This is a genomic window from Streptococcus australis (genome assembly GCF_040226615.1).
Classification (GTDB): Bacteria; Bacillota; Bacilli; order Lactobacillales; family Streptococcaceae; genus Streptococcus; species Streptococcus australis_E.
Map to the genome: position 1 here is coordinate 36,735 of NZ_JBCOAT010000001.1, position 22,042 is coordinate 58,776.

19 protein-coding genes and 1 other annotated feature are annotated in these 22,042 nt (G+C 40.4%); of the genes, 3 read left to right on the forward strand and 16 right to left on the reverse strand.

The window, feature by feature from the left end; translation table 11 throughout:
• Nucleotides 1-48: 48 nt before the first annotated feature.
• Nucleotides 49-1,425, reverse strand: coding sequence for a H2O-forming NADH oxidase (gene nox, locus ABT997_RS00200; RefSeq protein ID WP_350018470.1), 1,377 nt, complete (start codon nucleotides 1,423-1,425; stop codon nucleotides 49-51).
• Between the two features lie 245 nt (nucleotides 1,426-1,670).
• Between nox and ABT997_RS00205 the strand changes: the two genes are divergently transcribed.
• The 3 genes from ABT997_RS00205 to ABT997_RS00215 are packed head-to-tail and all read left to right on the forward strand — an operon-like array spanning nucleotide 1,671 to nucleotide 4,448.
• Nucleotides 1,671-2,564: an FAD:protein FMN transferase gene (locus ABT997_RS00205; RefSeq protein ID WP_433916223.1), complete on the forward strand. Its 894-nt coding sequence runs from the start codon at nucleotides 1,671-1,673 to the stop codon at nucleotides 2,562-2,564.
• Nucleotides 2,565-2,588: 24 nt separating this feature from the next.
• On the forward strand, nucleotides 2,589-3,194 hold the full coding sequence (locus ABT997_RS00210; RefSeq protein WP_006596326.1) for an NADPH-dependent FMN reductase: 606 nt from the start codon (nucleotides 2,589-2,591) through the stop codon (nucleotides 3,192-3,194).
• An 18-nt stretch (nucleotides 3,195-3,212) separates the two neighbouring features.
• On the forward strand, nucleotides 3,213-4,448 hold the full coding sequence (locus ABT997_RS00215) for an NAD(P)H-dependent oxidoreductase (protein ID WP_006596325.1): 1,236 nt from the start codon (nucleotides 3,213-3,215) through the stop codon (nucleotides 4,446-4,448).
• Nucleotides 4,449-4,478: 30 nt separating this feature from the next.
• Here the strand turns inward: ABT997_RS00215 and ABT997_RS00220 are convergent, their stop codons facing one another.
• The 15 genes from ABT997_RS00220 to ABT997_RS00290 form a co-directional block, all read right to left on the reverse strand.
• Nucleotides 4,479-5,051 (reverse strand): TlpA family protein disulfide reductase, encoded by a 573-nt coding sequence (locus tag ABT997_RS00220; protein ID WP_350018472.1) that lies wholly within the window; start codon nucleotides 5,049-5,051, stop codon nucleotides 4,479-4,481.
• 22 nt (nucleotides 5,052-5,073) lie between these two features.
• The gene (gene ccdA2, locus ABT997_RS00225) at nucleotides 5,074-5,781 is read right to left on the reverse strand and encodes a thiol-disulfide oxidoreductase-associated membrane protein CcdA2 (RefSeq protein ID WP_350018473.1); all 708 of its coding nucleotides are present in this window, start codon (nucleotides 5,779-5,781) and stop codon (nucleotides 5,074-5,076) included.
• Nucleotides 5,782-5,940: 159 nt separating this feature from the next.
• A complete protein-coding gene (gene brnQ / locus ABT997_RS00230) occupies nucleotides 5,941-7,260 on the reverse strand; it encodes a branched-chain amino acid transport system II carrier protein (RefSeq protein WP_350018474.1) in 1,320 nt (439 codons plus the stop codon).
• 191 nt (nucleotides 7,261-7,451) lie between these two features.
• Nucleotides 7,452-8,006 carry a GNAT family N-acetyltransferase gene (locus ABT997_RS00235; RefSeq protein WP_350018475.1) on the reverse strand — a complete coding sequence of 185 codons (555 nt, stop codon included), beginning with the start codon at nucleotides 8,004-8,006 and terminating at the stop codon, nucleotides 7,452-7,454.
• Nucleotides 8,007-8,386: 380 nt separating this feature from the next.
• The gene (locus ABT997_RS00240; RefSeq protein ID WP_350018476.1) at nucleotides 8,387-10,171 is read right to left on the reverse strand and encodes an ABC transporter ATP-binding protein; all 1,785 of its coding nucleotides are present in this window, start codon (nucleotides 10,169-10,171) and stop codon (nucleotides 8,387-8,389) included.
• A 13-nt stretch (nucleotides 10,172-10,184) separates the two neighbouring features.
• Nucleotides 10,185-11,921, reverse strand: a complete 1,737-nt coding sequence (locus tag ABT997_RS00245; RefSeq protein WP_350018477.1) for an ABC transporter ATP-binding protein — start codon at nucleotides 11,919-11,921, stop codon at nucleotides 10,185-10,187.
• Between the two features lie 184 nt (nucleotides 11,922-12,105).
• Nucleotides 12,106-12,564 (reverse strand): hypothetical protein, encoded by a 459-nt coding sequence (locus ABT997_RS00250; RefSeq protein WP_314369964.1) that lies wholly within the window; start codon nucleotides 12,562-12,564, stop codon nucleotides 12,106-12,108.
• A gap of 518 nt (nucleotides 12,565-13,082) precedes the next feature.
• On the reverse strand, nucleotides 13,083-13,451 hold the full coding sequence (rplL, locus tag ABT997_RS00255) for a 50S ribosomal protein L7/L12 (RefSeq protein WP_061564003.1): 369 nt from the start codon (nucleotides 13,449-13,451) through the stop codon (nucleotides 13,083-13,085).
• Between the two features lie 76 nt (nucleotides 13,452-13,527).
• The gene (gene rplJ, locus ABT997_RS00260) at nucleotides 13,528-14,028 is read right to left on the reverse strand and encodes a 50S ribosomal protein L10 (protein ID WP_233331472.1); all 501 of its coding nucleotides are present in this window, start codon (nucleotides 14,026-14,028) and stop codon (nucleotides 13,528-13,530) included.
• A 38-nt stretch (nucleotides 14,029-14,066) separates the two neighbouring features.
• Nucleotides 14,067-14,202: a sequence feature (ribosomal protein L10 leader region), on the reverse strand.
• 61 nt (nucleotides 14,203-14,263) lie between these two features.
• The gene (locus tag ABT997_RS00265; protein ID WP_350018478.1) at nucleotides 14,264-15,061 is read right to left on the reverse strand and encodes a formate/nitrite transporter family protein; all 798 of its coding nucleotides are present in this window, start codon (nucleotides 15,059-15,061) and stop codon (nucleotides 14,264-14,266) included.
• A 191-nt stretch (nucleotides 15,062-15,252) separates the two neighbouring features.
• Nucleotides 15,253-15,951, reverse strand: coding sequence for a glucosaminidase domain-containing protein (locus tag ABT997_RS00270; protein ID WP_414297266.1), 699 nt, complete (start codon nucleotides 15,949-15,951; stop codon nucleotides 15,253-15,255).
• A 146-nt stretch (nucleotides 15,952-16,097) separates the two neighbouring features.
• A complete protein-coding gene (gene yihA, locus ABT997_RS00275; RefSeq protein WP_350018479.1) occupies nucleotides 16,098-16,694 on the reverse strand; it encodes a ribosome biogenesis GTP-binding protein YihA/YsxC in 597 nt (198 codons plus the stop codon).
• A gap of 11 nt (nucleotides 16,695-16,705) precedes the next feature.
• A complete protein-coding gene (gene clpX, locus ABT997_RS00280; RefSeq protein ID WP_125336251.1) occupies nucleotides 16,706-17,938 on the reverse strand; it encodes an ATP-dependent Clp protease ATP-binding subunit ClpX in 1,233 nt (410 codons plus the stop codon).
• A gap of 210 nt (nucleotides 17,939-18,148) precedes the next feature.
• A complete protein-coding gene (locus ABT997_RS00285; RefSeq protein WP_350018480.1) occupies nucleotides 18,149-18,661 on the reverse strand; it encodes a dihydrofolate reductase in 513 nt (170 codons plus the stop codon).
• A gap of 149 nt (nucleotides 18,662-18,810) precedes the next feature.
• Nucleotides 18,811-22,042 (reverse strand): LPXTG cell wall anchor domain-containing protein (locus tag ABT997_RS00290; protein WP_350018481.1); only part of this gene is annotated, 3,232 nt, incomplete at its 5' end.

Sequence of the window (22,042 nt, forward strand, 5' to 3'; positions counted from 1 at the left end):
TAAGACAACAGCAAAAAAACGCCCAAATGAGCGTTTCTATAGAATACATTATTTAGCAGTAAGTGCTGCCATAGTAATGTAGTTGTATGGTTTATTGAAGTGTGGCAAGAAGAATAGGTCTGTCAATGCCAATTTTTCAATCGTTACGTGCTCTTGGATTGCCAATGAGAACATGTGGATACCCATTGAGATTGCAGCATCACGTGATACCATTTGAGCACCAAGAATTTCACGGCTATCTTGATCGTAAACGATCTTGATGGCAACTTCATGGTTGTCATGTTTGATAAATTCTGGTTTTTGAAGATCGTTAAAGCCAGTTTCAACAGCGTTGTAGCCTGCTGCTTTTGCTTTTTCAAGAGTCAAACCAGTTGAAACCATGTGAAGACCATAGATAGAGATACCGTTTGATCCTTGCACACCGATTCCTTCAAGCTCATGTCCACAAGCGTTGTAAGCACCTACGATACCAGTACGTACAGCATTTGATGCAAGAGCAATGTAGCTAGTGTCTTTACGAGCGTTGTCATATACAGTCGCACAGTCACCAACAGCGTATACACCTGGGATTGATGTTTCTTGTTTCTTGTCTACAAGGAAGGCACCGTTGCGGAAGAGTTCTATCTTACCATCAGCAAGCGCTGTGTTTGGACGGAAACCAACAGCAAGAATAACCATATCAACGTCGAATGTTTCTTTGTCAGTGATCAAGCGTTCTACTTTACCGTCACCTTGGATAGCTTTAACAGTTTGACCAAGTGCCAAACGGATGTTGTGGTCTTCCAAGTTTTGCGCCATCATTTGAGTGAAGTCTTTGTCATAGTATCCGTTCAATACTGTGTCAACGATATCAACAAGGACTACTTCTTTTCCAAGACGTTCGAATGCTTCAGCGAGCTCAACACCAATGTATCCACCACCAACAACAGCGATGCGCTCAAGGTGTTTGCTCTTGTCTTCAAGTTTCTTAATAACTTCTTCAGCATTTTGGTACAATTTAACGAATTGTACATTTTCAAGAGTCGCTTTGAATTCGCGGTTCCCTTTGACAATTTCAACACCTTCGATTGGTGGCAAGATTGGAGTTGAACCAGTTGCGAAGATCAATTTTTCATATGATTCTTTGTGTTCTTTACCATCTACTTCTGCAGTTACAACTTTGTTGTCGTAGTCGATTGAAAGAACTGGTGAGTTCATGTAAACTTTAGCGCCTTTAGCTTCTAATTTTTCTTTATCTGAATAGAACAAGCCTTCAGGTCCGTCAATTTGTTCACCAATCCAAAGAGCCATTCCGCATCCAAGGAATGAAATATTTGAGTTTTGGTCAAACACAACGATTTCATTTTCGTTTCCAAAATTATCCAACATTGTGTTGATACATGCAGTTCCAGCGTGGTTAGCACCCACAACTACGATTTTACTCATAGAAAAAATCCTACCTTTAATTTTATTTACCATACAATTATAACATGAAAATGATATCGTTTCCAATTTTTTTGCTTACAATTTGTGATTTTATTTTCAAATCAATTTGCATAAGTCCTGAAAAATGTCAATAAATTTGCTTGGGGGGATTGTGAAATGGCTTTCTTTTTGATAAACTTGAAGTAGGTGAATATTGGAAAGGTGGTTTACTATTTGTGGAACTAACTAGTCGATCCGAACGCCTAATGGGCTCCACCATAACCGTTTCGATTTCTCATCAACAAGCTGACCAAATACTGGTCGATTGTTTTAGTCTCCTGCGATCCTATGAGCATCGCTTTAGTGCTAATGACCCTTCTTCTGAATTGATGGAGGTCAATCAAAAGGCTGGCATTGAACCCGTAAAGGTTCATCCAGATCTTTTTTCACTGATTGCTCTAGGAACTAGCCATAGTCAGGCGCAAGGAAGTCATTTAAACATTGCGATTGGTCCACTTGTCCAAACTTGGAGAATTGGTTTTTCAGATGCTAGGAAGCCTGATCAAGTAGAAATTGAACAAGCCCTAACAGTCATTGACCCTCATCAGATTTGCTTAGATCCGAATCAACAAACTGTTTTTCTCAAAAGAAAAGGGATGAAAATTGATCTAGGTGCTTTAGCTAAGGGATTTAGTGCGGATTTACTAGCTAATTATTTCAGGAGTCAGGGGATTGAGCAGGCTTTAATTGATTTAGGGGGCAATATCCTTACCCTTGGTCATAATCCTGTCAGTCATCGCCCTTGGCGAATCGGGATTCAAAATCCTCAGCTTCCAAGAGGGGAACATTTACTCGTTCTATCTGTAACTGATAAGTCCGTCGTTACATCAGGGACCTATGTTCGTCACCTCGAGGTTGACGGCCAGACCTTCCATCATATTTTTGATCCTCAAACTGGCTATCCTGTCGAAACGGAACTGGCAAGTCTCACGATTATTTCTGATCGATCAGTCGATGGGGAGATTTGGACCACGCGCTTGTTCGGTGAAGAACCGACCAACATTTTAAATATTGTTGAAACCTTACCTGCCATAGATGCTATTCTCGTCTATCAGTCAGGTCGCCTCGCCTATACCAGTGGGCTACATGATTATTTGTAATTTTAATTTCAGAAAGGAATTTCCATGACAAAACTTATTGCGATCGTTGGAACAAACTCCAAACGTTCAACAAACCGCCAACTACTTCAATACATGCAAAAGCATTTTGCTGACAAGGCAGAGATTGAGTTAGTTGAGATCAAAGATATCCCTGTCTTCAACAAGCCAGCCAACAAACAAGTTCCTGAAGCTATCTTAGAGATTGCTGCGAAAATTGAGGAAGCTGATGGCGTAATCATTGGTACACCAGAATATGATCACTCCATCCCTGCTGTATTGATGAGTGCACTTGCTTGGCTATCTTATGGGATCTACCCATTATTAAGCAAACCAGTGATGATTACTGGTGCTTCTTATGGTACACTTGGTTCATCTCGTGCCCAATTGCAACTGCGTCAAATCTTGAACTCACCAGAAATTAAAGCCACTGTCCTTCCAGACGAATTCTTGCTTTCTCACTCTCTTCAAGCATTTGATCAAAATGGTGACTTAGTAGATCTTGACGTCATCAAGAAATTGGATGCTATCTTTGATGACTTCCGCATCTTTGTTAAAGTTACTGAAAAATTGCGCAACGCTCAAGAATTACTTCGTAAAGATGCCGAAGACTTCGACTGGGAAAACTTGTAAGATAGGAGACATACTAGCATGAAATTTGTAGGACTTGTAGGATCTAACTACGACCAATCATATAACCGCAAACTTTTGGAATTCATCCGTCGTCATTTTAAGATCAAATTTGAATTAGAAGTTCTTGAAATCGATGAAGTTCCAATGTTCAACCAAGATGAAAAATGGGACGAAAGCTTCCAATTGCGTCTCCTCAACAATAAAATTACCCGTGCCGATGGTGTGATTATCGCAACTCCTGAACACAACCACACCATTTCAGCAGGACTAAAATCTGTTTTAGAATGGCTTTCCTATGAAGTGCATCCTTTTGAAAGCAAACCTGTCATGATCGTGGGTGCTTCTTACTACGACCAAGGGACTTCTCGTGCTCAAGTTCATCTTCGTAAAATACTTGATGCTCCAGGTGTCAATGCCTATACCCTTCCAGGGAACGAATTTCTTCTTGGAAAAGCGAAAGAAGCTTTTGATGCAGATGGCAACATCACGAACGAAGGAACAGTTAAATTCCTTGAAACTTGTTTAGATAACTTTGTGAAATACGTAGGAGTCGTTTCTAAATTGAAAAAACCAAAACCAATTGAACCAGAAGATTTGGATTGCGGAAAACCAATCGCTACTACCATCACTGAGGTTGACCCAGATGATCCAGATTGGGTAGAAAAAGTTGCAGAAATTACAGGTGCTGTATCAGGCGATACATATGTCAAATTGGACCACGGTATCCTGACTGTTAATCAAATCGATATGTTCTTAAAAGCTATGCCTTTTGAGTTAACTTATGCGGATGATAACAACCAGTTCCTCTACTACAACAATGCTCACCAAGATCCAGATACGATGTTTGCTAAACGCGTGCCACCTCAATCTGGTAGCCGGATGTCAACTGTTCATGGTTCACTTCCACCAGCACGTATGAAAAACGTTGAATGGGTAATCGGCACTCTTCGCAACGGAAACCAGGAATATGTTCGTACCATTGTTCCAGGATCCCCTGAAGGCGTGATCAATACTCATAACTACCAAGCAATGTACTATCCAGATGGCTCATATGCTGGTATCAATGAGATCGTCTTCAACTTCCAACCATGGTTGGACTGGTATCTTCAAACAACAGGTCAACGCCTTGTAGGCGGTAGCGGACCATTTGCTCCTGCTGGTGGTCATGGTGATGCAGATGCAACTTCAGGTGCTTCAGATGCTGGAGGACACGGTGACGGAGCTGCTGATGCTACATCTGGTGCAAGCAACTAATAAAAAAATGAAGCTTTACGCTTCATTTTTTTATTTCAACTCTTTGATAATCTTCTTGGCATCTTCGTTTGAAATAGCCCCTAATTGAACATGTCCAATCTTTCCTTGGCTATCGATAAAGACTTCAGTAGGGATCGAACGAACCTGGTAATCCATAAATGCAGATCCGTCTGGATTGTACAAAACAGGCACTGATTGATAATCTTGTTGGGCAAACCATTCAACAAACTCATCTTCTGTTTTTTCCCCTTGCATTCCAGGCGCCATAACTGTGAGAATCTCAAAGTCCCGGTCCTTTTCTTCAACTAATTTATTGAGTTCAGGCATGCTTTGGCGACAAGGACCACACCAAGTCGCCCAGAATTTCAAGTAAACCTTTTTACCTCTGTAGTCTGAAAGTTTAACCGTGTTCCCCTTCATATCCTTTAGCTCGAAGTCGCTAGCTTCTTTTCCTACTAAAGGATGTTTGCTAGCGGTTGTGTTGGTCATTGATTGATTATTCATTGATTGATTATTCATGCCACTTTCGGACTGATTCATAGAGCAAGCAGCCAGGATAGACAGAGAAAGAAGCGAAAAACAGGCGTATTTAATAACTTTCATAATGAGTAAACCTCCATTTGATTTATGAAAAGATAGCAGACAAGCTATTCAATTGTCCCAAAAGTAACAAAATCCCCATAATGATGATGATCAAGCCACCAATCTTCTTTAGTAACAAGAGATGGGGTTTTAGACGATTAAAGTATGGGAGAACGATTCCAGATGCTAGAGCCAGGAGTAAGAATGGGATAGCCATCCCTAATGTATAAATGAAAAGGTAAACGGCACCCATAAGGGCATCTTGACCATTGGATGCTGCTAAGGCAAGTACAGAGCCAAGAACAGGACCGATACATGGCGTCCATCCAAAGCTAAAACCAAGCCCAAGGAGAAAAGCTGAAAATAATTCATTCTTGTGCTTGTTTGCCCCAAAATCCATTGTCTTCTGTTTCTCTAGGAAATTAAAATGAAAGACTTCCATCTGATGAAGACCAAGGATAATGATCAACACTCCCATCAGGTAACGGAACCAGTTGGTGTACATGATCTGACCAAGCAAACCTGCCCCAAAACCAATGAGGAGGAAAATAACAGAAATCCCTGCGATAAAACACAAGGTCTTTACAATCCCATGCCAGCGAATCTTTTTCCCAAAAATCTGAACGGATTTTTCCTGATCGCTTCCTAGCAAGACGCCGATATATACCGGAAGCAATGGAAAGACACAGGGAGAGAAAAAGGAGAGAATGCCTGCCAGAAAGACAGTAAAGGAGAAAACAATTTGATTCATAAAACACTCCGTATATTGATATGCTACACCTAGTATAACACTCCAACAGCTAAATTAAAAATTTCTGCTACGCTTTGATTATTAAATAATCATTTAGAAACTAGTTTCAAAACCAAACAAAAACTCCAAAGAACATAACTTTGGAGTTCAATTGACTACCTATTCCTCTTCTGCACTTTGTTTATTTGGCAAGAAAAGCGAAAGGACAATACCAACTACTGCTGGTAGTAACCATGGGAGGGATTGGGCAGCAAACGGCAAGTACTTAATGATGTTTGCTAGTCCTGCAAGTTTAAAGGTACTTGCCAGAACATCTGCAATCGCAACCAAGCTAACTAGGAACATAGTCAGCTGCATTCCTGGTTTTGATAGTTGAGTAAATTTATTTACAATCACAATCAACACAATAGTAATGGTGATTGGATAGAGGATCATCAAAACAGGCAATGAATAAGCAATAATGGCACTCAAACCAAGATTGGCAATGGAAAATCCAATCAAGGTAAAGAGAGTCGCATAGACCTTGTAAGAAATTTTAGGGAAGGTTTTATGGAAGAATTCCCCAGTCGACACGATCAAACCGGCTGTTGTTGTGAAACAAGTCACCGTCACCATACCTGCAAGGAAGATTTGAGCAACTGGGCCAAAGATAGCCTTGGTAGCTTCTGAGAGGACATAAACACCCTTATTGGCATCGGAAGCCATCACTTCTGCTGGAATTGGGAAGTGATTCCCAAGATAACCCAATCCAATATACAAAATACTAAAGCCGATGGCTACAACGATGCCGACAATCCAGATCGTTTTAATGTATTCTTTCTTGCTGGTGAAACCAAGTTGATTAAGAGTAGTCACTGCGATGACGCTAAAGGCTACTGAAGCAAGAGCATCCAAGGTGTTATACCCTTCAAGGAAACCTTGACCAAAGGCAGATGCTTGGTAGGCTTCTGTTGCTACTTGAGGCGCGTGTCCGCTGTACTTGAGAGCACCAAGAACAACGAGGACAACGATCAAGATAGCAAAGACAGGTGTTAAAATCCGACCAATACTATCTAGGATTTTAGAAGGATACAAGGCAATCAAATAGGCCAAACAGAAATAAATCAAGGTAAAGATAAAGAGACTCAGTCTACCACTTGATTGTCCTAACAATGGAGCTATCCCAACCTCGTAGGAAACAGTAGCCGTTCTTGGAATCGCAAAGAATGGACCAATAGACAGATACAAGGCTACCAGATAAACGATGGCAAACCAAGGAGCAATTTTTCGTGAAATCTCATGAATATACCCTTTAGGATTGAGTGTCCCAATAATCAAGGTGATAATCGCAATCCCGACTCCTGATAAGACAAATCCAGCAATAGCTGGCCAAAAATGGCTACCCGACTGGGCACCTAGCGCAGGTGGAAAGATCAAATTCCCTGCACCGAAGAAAATACCAAATAACAGCAAACCTGTTAAGGAACCTTTTCGTAACATATGTTCTCCTTTACATTTTTCAATCTTATCTAGTATAACAGCTTTCTTCCACCACGGCAATTCTTTTTACTGGAATTATTGCATTTAAAAATAACTTAAGACAAAGAAGACTCTACTGTAGATTCTTATATACTTCTTCATCCATTAATCAAAAAAAGTGCTTCTCTGCTATGCAACAGAGAAGCACTTTTTTAATCTTCACTAAAGCGACGATAATCAATACGGAAATCAAAGTAATTCTCTGCTTGCAGTTTATGGAAGATGTCCCGATAAGCCTCTTCATCAAATTGATCGCCTCGATAAAGAATCTCAAAACTCAGATCATCGTATTCTAAAAAGGCATTGGCTGTTTTGAAGCCGTTCCGCAAATAGAAGTCCATCCGAGCCCGTCGTTGTTCTAGATTATCACATTCTTCATCCAATCGCTCAACTTCTAAGAGCATAGTCCGTTGATAAAACTCGACTAATTTTTCAATGATTTCTTGACCATAGCCGTGGCTTCGCAAGTGTGGCATAATGGCAAAGAAGCTGACGTAAAAGGCCTTGGCATTTGAAATAGCAAAGGCAAATCCGACAAATTCTTCCTCATTGTAAAAAGCAAAAAAATGAGCATCATCATTGTCCGTATAGCGTAAAAACTCCGATAAAGGAATCCGTTCCTCTTCAGGGAAAGCCTCGATATTCAACCGCTCGACTTTATCCAAATCTGGGAACGTTTCAGTGATTAATTGACTGGTTAAGCGCATAAAGCCTCCATTTCTGCTACGATTATAGCAAATAAAATAACCCCTTTCAAGAAATCCGACTTTTAACAAAAGCAATTGATTTGCCAAACAAAAAAAGAGCTATGACTCTTTTTTGTTTGAATGTAGACATACTATTGTTTAACATAAAACAGCAAGATACTTTTCAAAAATTACTTTTATTTTAAGTCATTTAAGATAATTAAAAACTTTCCGCTGTGAGAAAAATGCCTGAAACTCAATTGTTTCAGGCACTCGGAATTATTGAGACCTTAGGCTCAATAATTAGTCATGGAACTTCATAGAAGTTCGCTGACGTCCGTACTCACCTAAGGAAAGTTTTAGAAGACTTTAAAAAAGAGCTAATGCTCTTTTTGTTTGTCTTATTTTGCCACTTCTTCTTTTTTGGAGAATTGGCTCATGTACAAGTCGTAATAGAATCCTTTTGCAGCCAAGAGGGACTCATGATTTCCTTGCTCTATGATTTGCCCCTCTTTAAGGACTAAAATCTTATCTGCTTCTTGGATAGTAGACAAGCGATGGGCAATGACAAAGCTAGTTCGCCCCTTCATCAAGTTCTTCATAGCCTTTTGAATCAAGAGTTCTAGACGGGTATCCACTGAAGAAGTCGCTTCATCTAAAATCAATATTTTTGGATCGGCAAGAAGAGCACGCGCAATGGTCAACAATTGTTTTTGCCCCAAAGAGATATTGCTGGACTCTTGGTTCATCTCCATGTTGTAGCCCCCCGGAAGTGTCCGGATAAAGTGGTCGACATTGGCAGCCTTGGCAGCAGCAACAATCTCTTCGTCTGTTGCTTCCAAGTTCCCAAAGCGCAGATTTTCTTTAATGGTCCCTTCATAGAGCCAAGCATCCTGAAGAACCATCCCAAACTGTTTGCGATAGTCTTGGCGAGATAAGTCGCGGATATCATGACCATCCACTGTAATAGCACCCTTGGTCACGTCGTAGAAACGCATAAGAAGATTGATCAGGGTCGTTTTCCCTGCTCCTGTCGGTCCGACAATAGCCACCATCTCCCCAGGATTGACCTCTAGGTTAAAATCACGGATCAGCGGTTTATCTTCCACATATTGGAAGTCTACATGGTTAAAGCTAACCTGCCCTGTCAATTCCGTGTCCAAAGATTCATTTTTACCGAGCATTTCATCTGGTTCATCAAGGACTTGGAAGACCCGGTCTAGTGAAGATTTGGCACTTTGTAAGGTGCCAGCTAACTGACTCAAGTTTTGAACAGGCTGATTGATTTGCCAGACATACTGGACAAAAGCCTGCATGTTCCCAACTGTAAGACGACCGGCAAGAACTTGAATAGCTCCAATAACTGCGACCAAAAGGTAGGTCAAATCAGAGATCGCATTAAGAACTGGCATCATCAGTCCAGAAATAAAATTCGCTTTAAATCCAACTTGCTGGAGACGACGGGTAATGTCGCGGAATTCTTCTTGCGATGATTCTTCACGTACATAGAGTTTTAAGACGTTGAAGCCGCTCAAATTTTCTTGAACAAAACCATTTAAAGCACCAAGGACATCAGCTTGCTCCTTAAAGTAAGGCTGGGATTTCTTCATAATCAACTGGGCACCGAAGAAAGTGATTGGGATAGAGGCAATCACGATCAGCCCCAAAGTAAGGTTGAGATAAAGCACCATAGCGATGACCAAGCTTAAGGTGAAAATGGCATTCACAATTTGAAGGAAGGACTGCTGCAAGGCATTAGAAACCGTTTCAACATCACTGGTAAAGCGACCGAGAAGATCTCCAAATTGGTGCTGATCAAAGTAAGAAACAGGGATGCGATTGATTTTTTTAGATAGGTCATTACGCATATCCTCAATCATGCTTTGAACAGCATTGGCCATGAAGTAATTCGAATAATAAGATCCGAGTTCATACAAGACTCCACGGAAGAGATAGACAACCATGACCCAGCCAACATAGCCAACATTAATCTGAGCTCCCGCTACTCCTCTAGCCATATCTGTCAGGTTAGCAGTCAATTCAGTAATAGCAAGCCCTAGGATATAGGGTTCAATGACACTCATAACCACACTCAGAATTTTTAGAAGAGTAGCGAAAATAACGGCATAGCGATAAGCTTTTAAGTAGCCCCAAAGGCGTACAAAACTAGAACGTTTTTCTTTCATTTTCTCCTCCCTCCTATTCTTCTGTCAATGATTGGTTTTTCAACTGGGAACGAGCAATCTCGCTGTAGATTTCATTGGTTGCTAATAGTTCCTCGTGTGTGCCACGACCAACGATTTCTCCATGATCTAAGACAATGATTTGATCTGCATCCATAATGGTCCCAACCCGCTGGGCTACGATTAAGACAGTTGCATCTCCAGTTACTTCTTTTAGACGTTTTCGAAGTGTTGCATCTGTCTTGTAGTCAAGAGCCGAGAAGGAATCATCAAAGATATAGATGTCCGGTTCCTTAACTACCGCACGTGCAATGGATAGACGTTGCTTTTGACCTCCAGAAAGGTTGCTTCCCCCTTCAGCTAAATGAGTGTCAAACTGCTCTTCTTTGCTTTCGATAAACTCCTTGGCTTGGGCTACATCTGCTGCCTTATCTAGTTCTTCAATACTGGCATCTTCCTTGCCATAACGGATGTTTTCAGCGATGGTCCCTGTGAAGAGCAAGGCCTTCTGTGGAATGAAGCCAATCTTATGGCGCAAGGCTTTAACATTAAAATCACGCACATCCACGCCATCGACCAAGATTTTCCCCAAGGTGACATCATAGAATCGAGGAATGAGCTGGACGAGTGAGGATTTCCCAGAACCGGTCGATCCGATAAAGGCGATGGTTTCACCCGGTTTAGCCTTAAAGGAAATATTATGAAGGACTGGACTCTCCGTTTCACCAGGATAGGCAAAGGTAACATTGTCAAATTCCAGATATCCCTTGGTTTCTGTCTCAGTAACTCCATTTTCATTAGGATCAATGGAAATGGGCATGTCCATGATTTCTTTCAAACGATGACTAGAGACAGCCGTTCGTGGATACATTGTAAAGAGATTGGCTAGGAAAAGGAAAGAAAGCAAGGCATGGAAACTGTATTCGATAAAGGCGACAAGATTCCCAATTTCTAAGCTCCCATCCCCTAGAGGATCCAAGGCAAACCACACAATAGCTACAATCATGGCAATGATGATTTGAACAAAGAGTGGCTCCGTCAAACCGGTCAATTTAAAGAGTTTATTAGAGTTGTCCGCATAAACTGCATTGGCTTTGCCAAACTTTTCTTCTTGGAATTCCTCACGCGCAAAGGCACGAATAACCCGAAGGCCTGTGAGATTTTCTCGCGCATATTGATTGAGCTTATCCAGGGTTTCCTGCTGTTTCTCTGACAAAGGTCTGGTCTTGATAGCTACATACCAGACGACCACGGCCAAAAATGGCATCGAAATCGCCACAATCCAAGCAAGAGATGGACTGGTCTGTAAAATCAACAGAATACTTGACAGCATCATGATAGGGGTAATGACCCCAAGTTTTAACATCTGGTCAGAAAACTGCATCAGGACAAAAGCATCAGACGTCATCCGCGTCACTAAGGAAGAAACACCAATTTTTTCATACTCATGGTGAGAATATTCCTGAAGCTTCTCATAAAGGTCATTGCGCATATCCATGACCATGGTTGTAGTAATCTTCCCAACCGCATAGGCTAGAACGATTCGCCCGAGAATCCCTACGATGATCACACCAAACATAACCCAGGCCCAGAAATAAACTCGCTCTATATCTCTCGGATTAATCCCCTCATCAATCATACGAGCCAGAACAGTTGGCAGACCGAGGTTAACAATCACAAAAAAGATGGCAGCTGTAAAATTCAAGCACAACCATTTTGGATATTTTCTCAAATAAGACCAAATATATCCCATACCTTTCTCCTCCCTATACAATAAAAAAGCACCCTTAAGTACTTTTTAAGCTATTTTAGAAAGCACGTTGCCTCCTTCAATTCACCCCTATTATATCAGATCCCGCATAGGCTAGCAAAGAAAAGAGCAGTGAAAAGCAAGGAATAAAAAAGAGGATAGTCTCAGCTATCCCTTCTAGATACGATTATTTTTGACGTTTGAATTTTGCATCTTTGAAGAAAGCAAAAACTTCATAATCACTAGATTCTGCTTTTGATACATCCAAAGTCAAAACATCACCATCAATCTTATACTTAACTTTATCTTTACCACCTTCCGCTGATTCAAGAGTTTTACCATTCTGATCAGCTTTCAGGTCAATTGTTTTCTCTTTGCTTTCACCAAGAGCATCCATTTTGATAATCATCTTAGCTTTTGTATCTTTAATTTCAATTGTCATTGTCAATGATAATTGATCAATGACCTGCTCAAGTTGCTCATCAGTAGCCCCTTGCTTTTTAAGGATACTTTTAATTTGATCCTTCTCAGCTTTATAGACATATTTCCCATTATCGCTAGTTGTAGTTGTAGAGCCACAAGCTACAAGAAAAAACGCACCAACTGCCAACAAAGCAGCAAAGACAAGACGTTTAAAGTATTTCATCAGAAATCTCCTTTTTTGTTTATAGGAACTATTTTAGCAAAAAAATAGAAGACTAACAACATAATGAATTAGTAATAACTTGATAAGATATGGAAGTGGCTTGTGATTATAGAATCACTAAACGAGATTCAAAGGTGAAAGTTTATTGTATGAGTTAAAAACTGTATTTTAACAGTACAATACTTTTTCTTGTAAATATTAAATATTTCCAATATATTGAATAATAGAATTTAAATTTAAGGCAGTTTATTTATGAAAGTAAACGATCATTCTAAAGACAAAGATTAATACTCTCCTTTTACTTATTAATAATTTCAAATTGTTAAAATGCTATATATACTCCAATAAGACTTAGATACTATCTAGAAATATAGCTTTTCATTAAAGAAAATTATAACAAGGGTCATACACTCGACATAGGACAAAAGTAAATCTGTACAAATATAGATCTAATTTCAAAATTGTACACAAAAAAACCGAGGTCTAAACCTCGGTTTTCATTTTGATTGGAAACTCGATTATTTAAGAGTAACTGAAGCTCCAGCTTCTTCCAATTTAGCTTTGATTTCTTCAGCTTCAGCTGTAGCAACACCTTCTTTAACAACTGCTGGTGCTCCATCAACAAGTTCTTTAGCTTCTTTAAGACCAAGACCTGTGATTTCACGTACAACTTTGATAACGCCGACTTTCTTGTCGCCTGCAGATGTCAATTCAACGTCGAATGAATCTTTAGCAGCACCAGCGTCAGCAGCACCAGCTGCAGCAACAGCTACAGGAGCAGCTGCAGTTACACCAAATTCTTCTTCGATAGCTTTTACAAGGTCGTTCAATTCAAGGATTGAAGCTTCTTTAATTTCAGCAATAATGTTTTCAATGTTCAATGCCATTGTTATTTCCTCCAAATAAGTTTTAAATTTTTTATTTATATTCTTTTGTAGCTAGGCTACGCTGCGTAGCTTAGGATTAAGCTGCGTCTTCTTTGTTGTCTGCAACCGCTTTGACTGCAAGAGCAACGTTGCGCACTGGCGCTTGAAGTACAGAAAGGAGCATAGAAAGAAGTCCTTCGCGGTTTGGAAGAGTTGCAAGAGCAAGGATCTCTTCTTTTGATGCGACAGCGCCTTCGATTGCACCACCCTTGATTTCAAGTGCGTCAGCAGTTTTAGCAAAATCGTTCAAGATTTTCGCTGGTGCAATAACATCTTCGTTAGAAAATGCTACAGCAGATGGTCCAACAAACACAGATGCAAGATCTTCAAGTCCAGCTTTTTCAGCTGCACGACGTAAGATTGAGTTTTTAATAACTTTGTACTCAACTTCGCTTCCACGAAGCTCACGACGAAGAACTGTATCTTGGTCAACTGTTAAACCACGAGCGTCAACAACGACGATAGAAGCAGCAGCTTTCATTTTCTCAGCTACTACATCAACTAGTTCCGCTTTTTTAGCAATAATTGCTTCACTCATTAGTGTGTTCACCTCCGTAATTATTTTGCTTGGGGAATTTTTCCAAAAGAAAAACGTGCCCAAACCTAGACACGAAAGTACAATACGCTTCTTTTTACATGATACGTTTTGTCCTCGGTAGGATATTTATGAGTCTAGCTCCCCTACTGTCTTAGGCAGTTTTTTCAAACCGTTATTAAGTGTATCACATAAAAAAAAAGAATGCAAGTATTTTTGCAAACTTTTTTAAAAAATCTTAATCTTTATAAATAGTCTTTGTACGATTGAGCCACGCATAGGCCAAGCCCATGATTACTCCTCCTCCTACCCAGTTCCCTACAAAAGTGACAGTGTAATGACGAAGAACATTGAAGAACTCTAGGTGAGGCAAATCTTTAGAAATAGAATTAAACGTAGCCAGTGAGAAGGAAGCAAAGTTTGCAGCAATGTGTTCATTGGTAAGGAAAACAAACATATAAATTGCTGACAAAGCCATCAGAACTTTCGCTGTTTCATCTTTAAAGAATAAATAGGACAAAATAGCTATATTAACAAAGATGTTGGCAACAACCCCTTCAAAGAAGACCAATTGATTAGAACGTTGCAACTTCATCTCTACAACCGAACCAAGAAAGCCTTTTGGATTCAGATTTGCAAAAGCACTTGTCTGACTAAAAAGGAATGCGAGGAACAAAGCACCAACTAGGTTAAAAAATGTACAATAGAGTAAAATTTCTAAAGCTTTCTTCCAATTAATCTTCTTTAAATAAACACCAGCTGTCAGGTACATCATATTGGAAGTCGTTAACTCACTATTTAAGAATAGTAAATAAACCAATCCCCACGCAAAAATAAATGGGAATAAGAAACGACCAGAACCTGGCAAGAAAGTGTTGAGAAGGTCTGCCCCCACAATCCCTACTGCAGTACTCATTGTCAAAAACGCACCCGCGAACATAGAGCGAACCGCATAACGAGCTTTAGACGCCGTATACAATTCTTCCTTCTTCTGACATGCTGCTTCTACCTTAAGAACAAAATTTGATTCTCCCATCTGAATCTCCTTATATATTGAATTTGTGAACTTCTTCATTATATCATAGAATAGACTTTCTGAAAAGGTTTTCAGAAAAATTTAAAGTAAAAATCCGGAGTCCCACAAGAAAAATAAATAAATCGATTTAAAACGATAAAATAAAAAAACAGACTTTGAGAGTCTGTTTGAAATTCAATTTAAATCATATCTTATAAGAAACGATTCGCCCAAGCGATATCCAAGTTCAAGATTTCTTGAGTTGTATATTGTTGGCGATAAGGATTGTAGACAGTACCTTCATAGCCACCATACACACTAGGTGAATCATACTGAGTAAGGTTGTAAGTTTCAATGATATGGTTCAATTTTGCATAGTAACTAGTGTCAGTAGCATAGACACCAGTTAAAGCAGCTGTTGCATCCTGATAGCTTGTTGTATTGCTCTTCCAAGCTCCTGCAAAATGACCTTGTTTCAAAACCGCAACGTAGTCTTGCAATGATTCATAGTAGCTAGGGTATGAACGGAAAGCATCATTGATGGTATAGGCATTTCCAGCACCGTCATCTTCCCAAGTTTGCATCACTGCAGATTGACCAGCATAGCTCCCTTTAATACCAAAAAGGTTATAGTGTGGATACGATGACAAGCCAGATTGACCTGAACCACTTTCTAAAATGGCTTGAGCAATCATAACAGATGCATACAGATCATTTTCTTGACCAAGTTGGCGAGCAGATTCACCGATTTGTGAGATGAAGGCTTCTGTTGGATCTGCATATTGAGAATATGCTTCATCATTTGCTCCAACGTTTCCTACGTGCTCACTAATGGCTGCTGCTACTGTTCCTGCAGCTACCAGAGCTACTAAGGATCCAATCAATTTCGATTTATTTAGTAATTTTTTCAATGTGATAATCTCCTAATGTTATAATGAAAACTCTTTAAGATGATTATAGCACAGAAAAGCATTAAATTGTTGAGTTCAATATTACATTTCAATTACAATATCGAGATAAATCAAACAAATAAATAACAGGGCAGTAATAATATGATTTATTCCGAAAAACTAAAGTCAAAAATTGCATCCCAAGCTTCTTCTACTCCCGTTTTATTAACGGATGAGAAGATGATAAAGGTATCTGATTTATCAAAATCCAACTTCTTCTTGATCATGGATTCATGCTTGTTCCATTTTCCTCTTGGTATTTTGTCAGCTTTCGTGGCAACTAAGATAACAGGAATCTCGTAGTATTTTAAAAATTGGTACATTTGGACATCATCTGCTGAGGGTTCATGACGAAGATCGACTAGGCTGACAACTGCTCTTAGATTATCTCTGGTTGTCAGATACTCCTCGATCATCTTGCCCCATTTCTCACGCTCTTTTTTAGAGACACGAGCATATCCATAGCCAGGTACATCGACAAAACGAAGTTTGTCATCGATATTAAAGAAGTTTAATAACTGTGTTTTCCCTGGTTTTCCAGATGTGCGGGCCAAATTCTTACGATTTAGCATGGTATTAATAAAAGAAGACTTGCCGACATTTGATCGACCGGCAAGTGCAACTTCTGGGATATCATCTTGAGGATAATGACTTTTATTGGTAGCGCTCAACAAGATATCTGCATTATGAGTATTTACTTTCATAGAATTTCTTTCTAGGCAGTTTCTAAAATTGGTTTTTCAGTTCCGTTAACTGCTTCTTTAGTGATTCGAACCAGTTTGACGTCTTCTTGACTTGGAACTTCAAACATAACATCCAACATAGTTTCTTCGATGATAGAACGTAAGCCACGAGCACCTGTCTTGCGTTCGATAGCTTTGCTTGCAATTTCTTCAAGTGCTTCGTCATCAAATTCTAATTCAACATCATCAAAGGATAGGAGAGCTTGGTATTGTTTCACCAAGGCATTTCTTGGTTCTTTCAAAATACGAACCAGATCTTCAACTGTCAGTTGCTCCAAAGCGGCAAGAACCGGAAGACGACCAATTAACTCAGGAATAATACCGAATTTTTGGATATCTTCTGCAATGATTTCTTGCATGTAAGAGCTAGATTCATCAATGGCTTTGTTGTTTTGGCCAAACCCGATGATCTTTTCACCTAGACGTTGCTTCACAATTTCTTCAATCCCATCAAAGGCTCCACCAACGATGAAGAGGATATTTTTGGTGTCAACTTGAATCATCTCTTGTTGAGGATGCTTGCGTCCGCCTTGAGGTGGCACGCTCGCAACAGTTCCCTCGATGATCTTCAAGAGAGCTTGCTGTACTCCTTCACCAGATACATCACGGGTGATCGAGACGTTCTCGCTCTTTTTAGCAATCTTATCAATTTCATCAACATAGATGATGCCACGCTCTGCACGTTCAATATTGAAGTCAGCTGCTTGTAATAGCTTAAGAAGGATATTCTCAACGTCTTCTCCGACGTAACCTGCTTCAGTCAAGGCTGTCGCATCGGCGATAGCAAAAGGCACATTCAAACTCTTAGCAAGCGTTTGAGCCAAGAAAGTTTTTCCTGAACCTGTAGGACCGACCATCAAAATGTTTGATTTTTGTAGATCCACATCGTTGTCATCTTCACGATTTTCATGGAAGTTAATCCGTTTGTAGTGATTGTAGACAGCTACTGCTAGTGCTCGTTTCGCACGATCTTGACCGATGACATAGTGGTTAAGGATATTGAGAAGTTCGATTGGTTTTGGAACCTCTGAAAGGTCTGCCAAGACTTCCTCAGCTAATTCTTCTCGAATGATTTCTTGAGCTAACTCAACACATTCATTACAGATAAAGGCATTGTTCCCAGCGATAATCTTCTGAACTTCGTCTTGGTTCTTACCACAAAACGAACAATAAACCATCATATCGTTTGATTGATTTGTAGGCATTTTCTTCTCCCGATTCTATAGTCTGTTTGTAATTTATTTAAATAAAGTCATATAAAAGGCGTGAATAGAATTCACAAGATTAGTAAAGGCATTTAATAAGAAGAGGGTGGCTAAGCCATAGCGCTTTTTCCGAAGAGTCTGGGAAGCACATACCAGGCAAATCACGCATAAAACTGCTGTAAAAAAGCCAAAGATACTACGTTCCATCAACTAGTCTTCCTTTCTTTCAAAATGTCTAATAGTAAAGTCGTAAGGGTTTTTTTCATCTTTTTCGATTGTCCGCTCATCAAATAATTGAAACTGGTCCCACCGGAAGTCTTCCGGGAAGTAGGTATCTCCTTCCAATTCGGCATCGATGACAGTCTGATAGAGCTCCTCTAGATAAGGCTCGAAAAGACGGATGACCTTCTCACCACCGATAATAAAGAGTGACAAATCCTGTCCCTTATACCAGTTTAAAACGTCTTCAACTGAGGTTTTTAGCAAAACCTTTTCATTCTCTACATCATACTTGTCATCTCTAGAGAGAATAATATTGGTCCGATTTGGGAGGACACGTTTGTTTAAACCTTCGTAGGTAACTCTTCCCATGAGGATCGCATGGCCTGTAGTCGTTTGTTTAAAGTGCTGCAATTCAGCTGGTAAATGCCAAGGCATGACCTGATCTTTGCCGATCACTCCATTCTTCGTCTGAGCCCAAATGCCAATTACTTTCTTACTCATTTTTACATCCTTTATACTGATACTTCTATTTTATCAAATTTTTCAAGAAAAGACTGTTTCTAACTATTGCTTCCTTGAGCAAAACTTCCCATTTTTTCCGTCAAAAAAACCGCGATTTCTCGCGGTTTTAATGAGACAAATCCTAGATCTTAGTCTTCTTTTTTGCGTTTAGCAAGTCCGAATAATGAGAGACCTGTCAAAGCGCTAAGAATAGCAAGACCAGTTTTAGAAGTTTCCTCAGTACCAGTTTCAGGAAGAACTGCTGTTTCATCAGATGGATTGATGAATTTAGTTTCCTTAGTTTCTGGAACTGGTTTTGGATCTGGAGTTGGAACTGGATCTGGCGTTGGAACTGGATCTGGAGTCGGTGTTGGAGTTGGTGTAGGATCCGGAGTTGGTGTTGGAGTTGGTGTCGGCGTTGGTGTTGGTGTCAACGTCTTCTTGTAGATGTGTTGAGTATTACCGTTCTCATCTACAATTGTCTTAACAAACTCGTAACCTGGAATATCTTTCTTCGGTTGCTCACCATCTTCTGTTGGATAACCAGGAATTGGTTTTCCATTTTCATCTACGTGTGAAGTTGTAACTTTCTCGTAGACGTGCTCTGTATCACCATTTGGTAATTTCTTCGTTTCAACGAAGCGGTAACCTGGAATTTCAGCTTTTGGTTGGTCACCATCAACTGTAGGATATCCTGGGATTTCCTTACCTTCTTTATCAACAAACTTAGTGATTGGAAGAACAGTTGGTGTGTATGTCGCAGAAGCTTTTGTTCCGTTCACATCTTCACGAACTACTGTCACTGCTGGTGCAGTACCAGTAAATTCAGGTTCTGGAGTGAAAGTTACAGTTCCGTCTGCTGCTACTGTGTAAGTACCAACACCTGGAATCGTCTTCGTAGTTGATCCATCTTCAAAGGTTGCTGGAACTTCGTCGTTCATTGGTACACGGCTGTCACCTTCGGTGAAGCTTGGTTTACCTGTTTGAGTAGCACCCTTCTTACCAATTGAAGTTACTGGTTCTCCTGTTGGTGCAACTGGAGTCACAGTTGGTGTGTATTTTGCAGTAACTGGAGTACCGTTCTTATCGACACGTTTCACTGTTACGCCTGTACCTGTTCCTGTGAATGATTTTTCTGGTACGAAGGTTACAGTTCCGTCTGGAGCTACTGTGTAAGTTCCTTCTCCTGGAATTGTTTTCGTAGTTGAGCCATCTTCAAAGGTTGCTGGTGTATCATCATCCATTGGGATTGCAGGGTTACCAGGTGTGAAGCTTGGTGTTCCTGTTTGTTTTTGACCTTGGATGTCTGTAGATGTTGCAGGTTCAGCAGTTGGTACGACTGGAGTAATCTTAGGTGTGTATGATGTTTCAGCTGGAGTGCCGTTTGCATCCTTGGCTTGTACCTTAACTGGAACTACTTCGCCAGAGTAAGATTTATCAGTTGGTGTAAATGTTACAACCCCTGTTTCTTTATCAACTGTGAAAGTACCGATTTCTTTACCTTCTGGTGATTTCGCAACTACAGATTCTGCTGGTTGGCCATTTTCATCAAGAAGAGTAATGGTATCTTTGTCGATTGGTGCAACTGGGTCACCTTCGGTGAAGGTCACAGTTCCAGTTTGAACCACACCTTGAGGTGCTTCTGATTCAGCTGGAGTTGCAGTTGGTGTTACTGGAGTCACAGTTGGTGTGTACTTAGCTGTTACTGGAGTACCGTTCTTATCGACACGTTTAACAGTCACGCCTGTTCCTGTTCCTGTGAATGATTTTTCTGGTACGAAGGTTACACTTCCATCTGGAGCAACTGTGTAGGTTCCTTCTCCTGGAATTGTCTTAGTCGTTGAACCATCTTCAAATGTAGCTGGCGTATCATCATCCATTGGGACGTTTTCGTTACCTGGTGTGAAGGTTGGTTTACCAGATTGTGTTTGACCTTGCTTGTCAGTTGAAGTTGCATCTTCAGCTGTTGGTGTCACAGGTGTCACAGTTGGTGTGTATTTTGCAGTAACTGGAGTACCGTTCTTATCTACACGTTTCACTGTTACGCCTGTACCTGTTCCTGTGAATGATTTTTCTGGTACGAAGGTTACAGTTCCGTCTGGAGCTACTGTGTAAGTTCCTTCTCCTGGAATTGTCTTCGTAGTTGATCCATCTTCAAAGGTTGCTGGAACTTCATCATCCATTGGAATTGCAGGGTTACCAGGTGTAAAGCTTGGTGTTCCAGTTTGTGTTTTACCTTGGATGTCTGTAGATGTTGCAGGTTCAGCAGTTGGAACAACTGGAGTAATCTTAGGTGTGTATGATGTTTCAGCTGGAGTGCCGTTTGCATCCTTGGCTTGTACCTTAACTGGAACTACATCTCCTGAGTATGACTTATCACTTGGTGTAAATGTTACAAGGCCTGTTTCTTTATCAACTGTGAAAGTACCGATTTCTTTACCTTCTGGTGATTTAGCAACTACCGATTCAGCTGGTTGGCCATTTTCATCAAGAAGAGTAATGGTATCTTTGTCGATTGGTGCAACTGGGTCACCTTCGGTGAAGGTCACAGTTCCAGTTTGAACCACACCTTGAGGTGCTTCTGATTCAGCTGGAGTAGCTGTTGGTGTTACTGGAGTCACAGTTGGTGTGTACTTAGCTGTAACTGGTGTACCATTCTTATCAACACGTTTCACAGTTACGCCTGTACCTGTTCCTGTGAATGATTTTTCTGGTACGAAGGTTACACTTCCGTCTGGAGCTACTGTGTAAGTCCCTTCACCTTCTACTGTCTTAGTTGTTGATCCATCTTCAAAGGTTGCAGGTGTATCATCATCCATTGGAACATTTTCATTACCTGGTGTGAAGGTTGGTTTACCAGTTTGTGTTTGACCTTGTTTGTCAGTTGAAGTTGCGTCTTCAGCTGTTGGTGTCACAGGTGTTACAGTTGGTGTGTAGGTTGCTGAAGCTTTTGTTCCATTCTTATCTTCGCGGACAACTGTCACGGCTGGTGCAGTTCCTACGAATGATTTTTCTGGAACAAATGTAACTGTACCATCAGCTGCTACTGTGTAAGTACCAACACCTTCTACTGTCTTAGTTGTTGATCCATCGTCAAATGTTGCTGGAACATCATCATTCATTGGTACACGGCTATCACCTTCAGTAAATACTGGTTTACCTGTTTGAGTAGCACCTTGAATGTCTGTTGTTTCAACTGGTGTTGCTGTTGGTGTCACAGGTGTTACAGTTGGTGTATAGGTTGCAGAAGCTTTTGTTCCGTTCTTATCTTCGCGGACAACTGTCACGGCTGGTGCAGTTCCTACGAATGATTTTTCTGGTACAAATGTAACAGTACCGTCTGGAGCTACTGTGTATGTACCAACACCTTCAACGGTCTTA

Excerpts from the sequence above, each read along its gene's own strand:
- nox (WP_350018470.1), bottom strand. The coding sequence starts at position 1,425 with ATGAGTAAAATCGTAGTTGTGGGTGCTAACCACGCTGGAACTGCATGT.
- ABT997_RS00205 (WP_433916223.1), top strand. The coding sequence starts at position 1,671 with ATGGGCTCCACCATAACCGTTTCGATTTCTCATCAACAAGCTGACCAA.
- ABT997_RS00210 (WP_006596326.1), top strand. The coding sequence starts at position 2,589 with ATGACAAAACTTATTGCGATCGTTGGAACAAACTCCAAACGTTCAACA.
- ABT997_RS00215 (WP_006596325.1), top strand. The coding sequence starts at position 3,213 with ATGAAATTTGTAGGACTTGTAGGATCTAACTACGACCAATCATATAAC.
- ABT997_RS00220 (WP_350018472.1), bottom strand. The coding sequence starts at position 5,051 with ATGAAAGTTATTAAATACGCCTGTTTTTCGCTTCTTTCTCTGTCTATC.
- ccdA2 (WP_350018473.1), bottom strand. The coding sequence starts at position 5,781 with ATGAATCAAATTGTTTTCTCCTTTACTGTCTTTCTGGCAGGCATTCTC.
- brnQ (WP_350018474.1), bottom strand. The coding sequence starts at position 7,260 with ATGTTACGAAAAGGTTCCTTAACAGGTTTGCTGTTATTTGGTATTTTC.
- ABT997_RS00235 (WP_350018475.1), bottom strand. The coding sequence starts at position 8,006 with ATGCGCTTAACCAGTCAATTAATCACTGAAACGTTCCCAGATTTGGAT.
- ABT997_RS00240 (WP_350018476.1), bottom strand. The coding sequence starts at position 10,171 with ATGAAAGAAAAACGTTCTAGTTTTGTACGCCTTTGGGGCTACTTAAAA.
- ABT997_RS00245 (WP_350018477.1), bottom strand. The coding sequence starts at position 11,921 with ATGGGATATATTTGGTCTTATTTGAGAAAATATCCAAAATGGTTGTGC.
- ABT997_RS00250 (WP_314369964.1), bottom strand. The coding sequence starts at position 12,564 with ATGAAATACTTTAAACGTCTTGTCTTTGCTGCTTTGTTGGCAGTTGGT.
- rplL (WP_061564003.1), bottom strand. The coding sequence starts at position 13,451 with ATGGCATTGAACATTGAAAACATTATTGCTGAAATTAAAGAAGCTTCA.
- rplJ (WP_233331472.1), bottom strand. The coding sequence starts at position 14,028 with ATGAGTGAAGCAATTATTGCTAAAAAAGCGGAACTAGTTGATGTAGTA.
- ABT997_RS00265 (WP_350018478.1), bottom strand. The coding sequence starts at position 15,061 with ATGGGAGAATCAAATTTTGTTCTTAAGGTAGAAGCAGCATGTCAGAAG.
- yihA (WP_350018479.1), bottom strand. The coding sequence starts at position 16,694 with ATGAAAGTAAATACTCATAATGCAGATATCTTGTTGAGCGCTACCAAT.
- clpX (WP_125336251.1), bottom strand. The coding sequence starts at position 17,938 with ATGCCTACAAATCAATCAAACGATATGATGGTTTATTGTTCGTTTTGT.
- ABT997_RS00285 (WP_350018480.1), bottom strand. The coding sequence starts at position 18,661 with ATGAGTAAGAAAGTAATTGGCATTTGGGCTCAGACGAAGAATGGAGTG.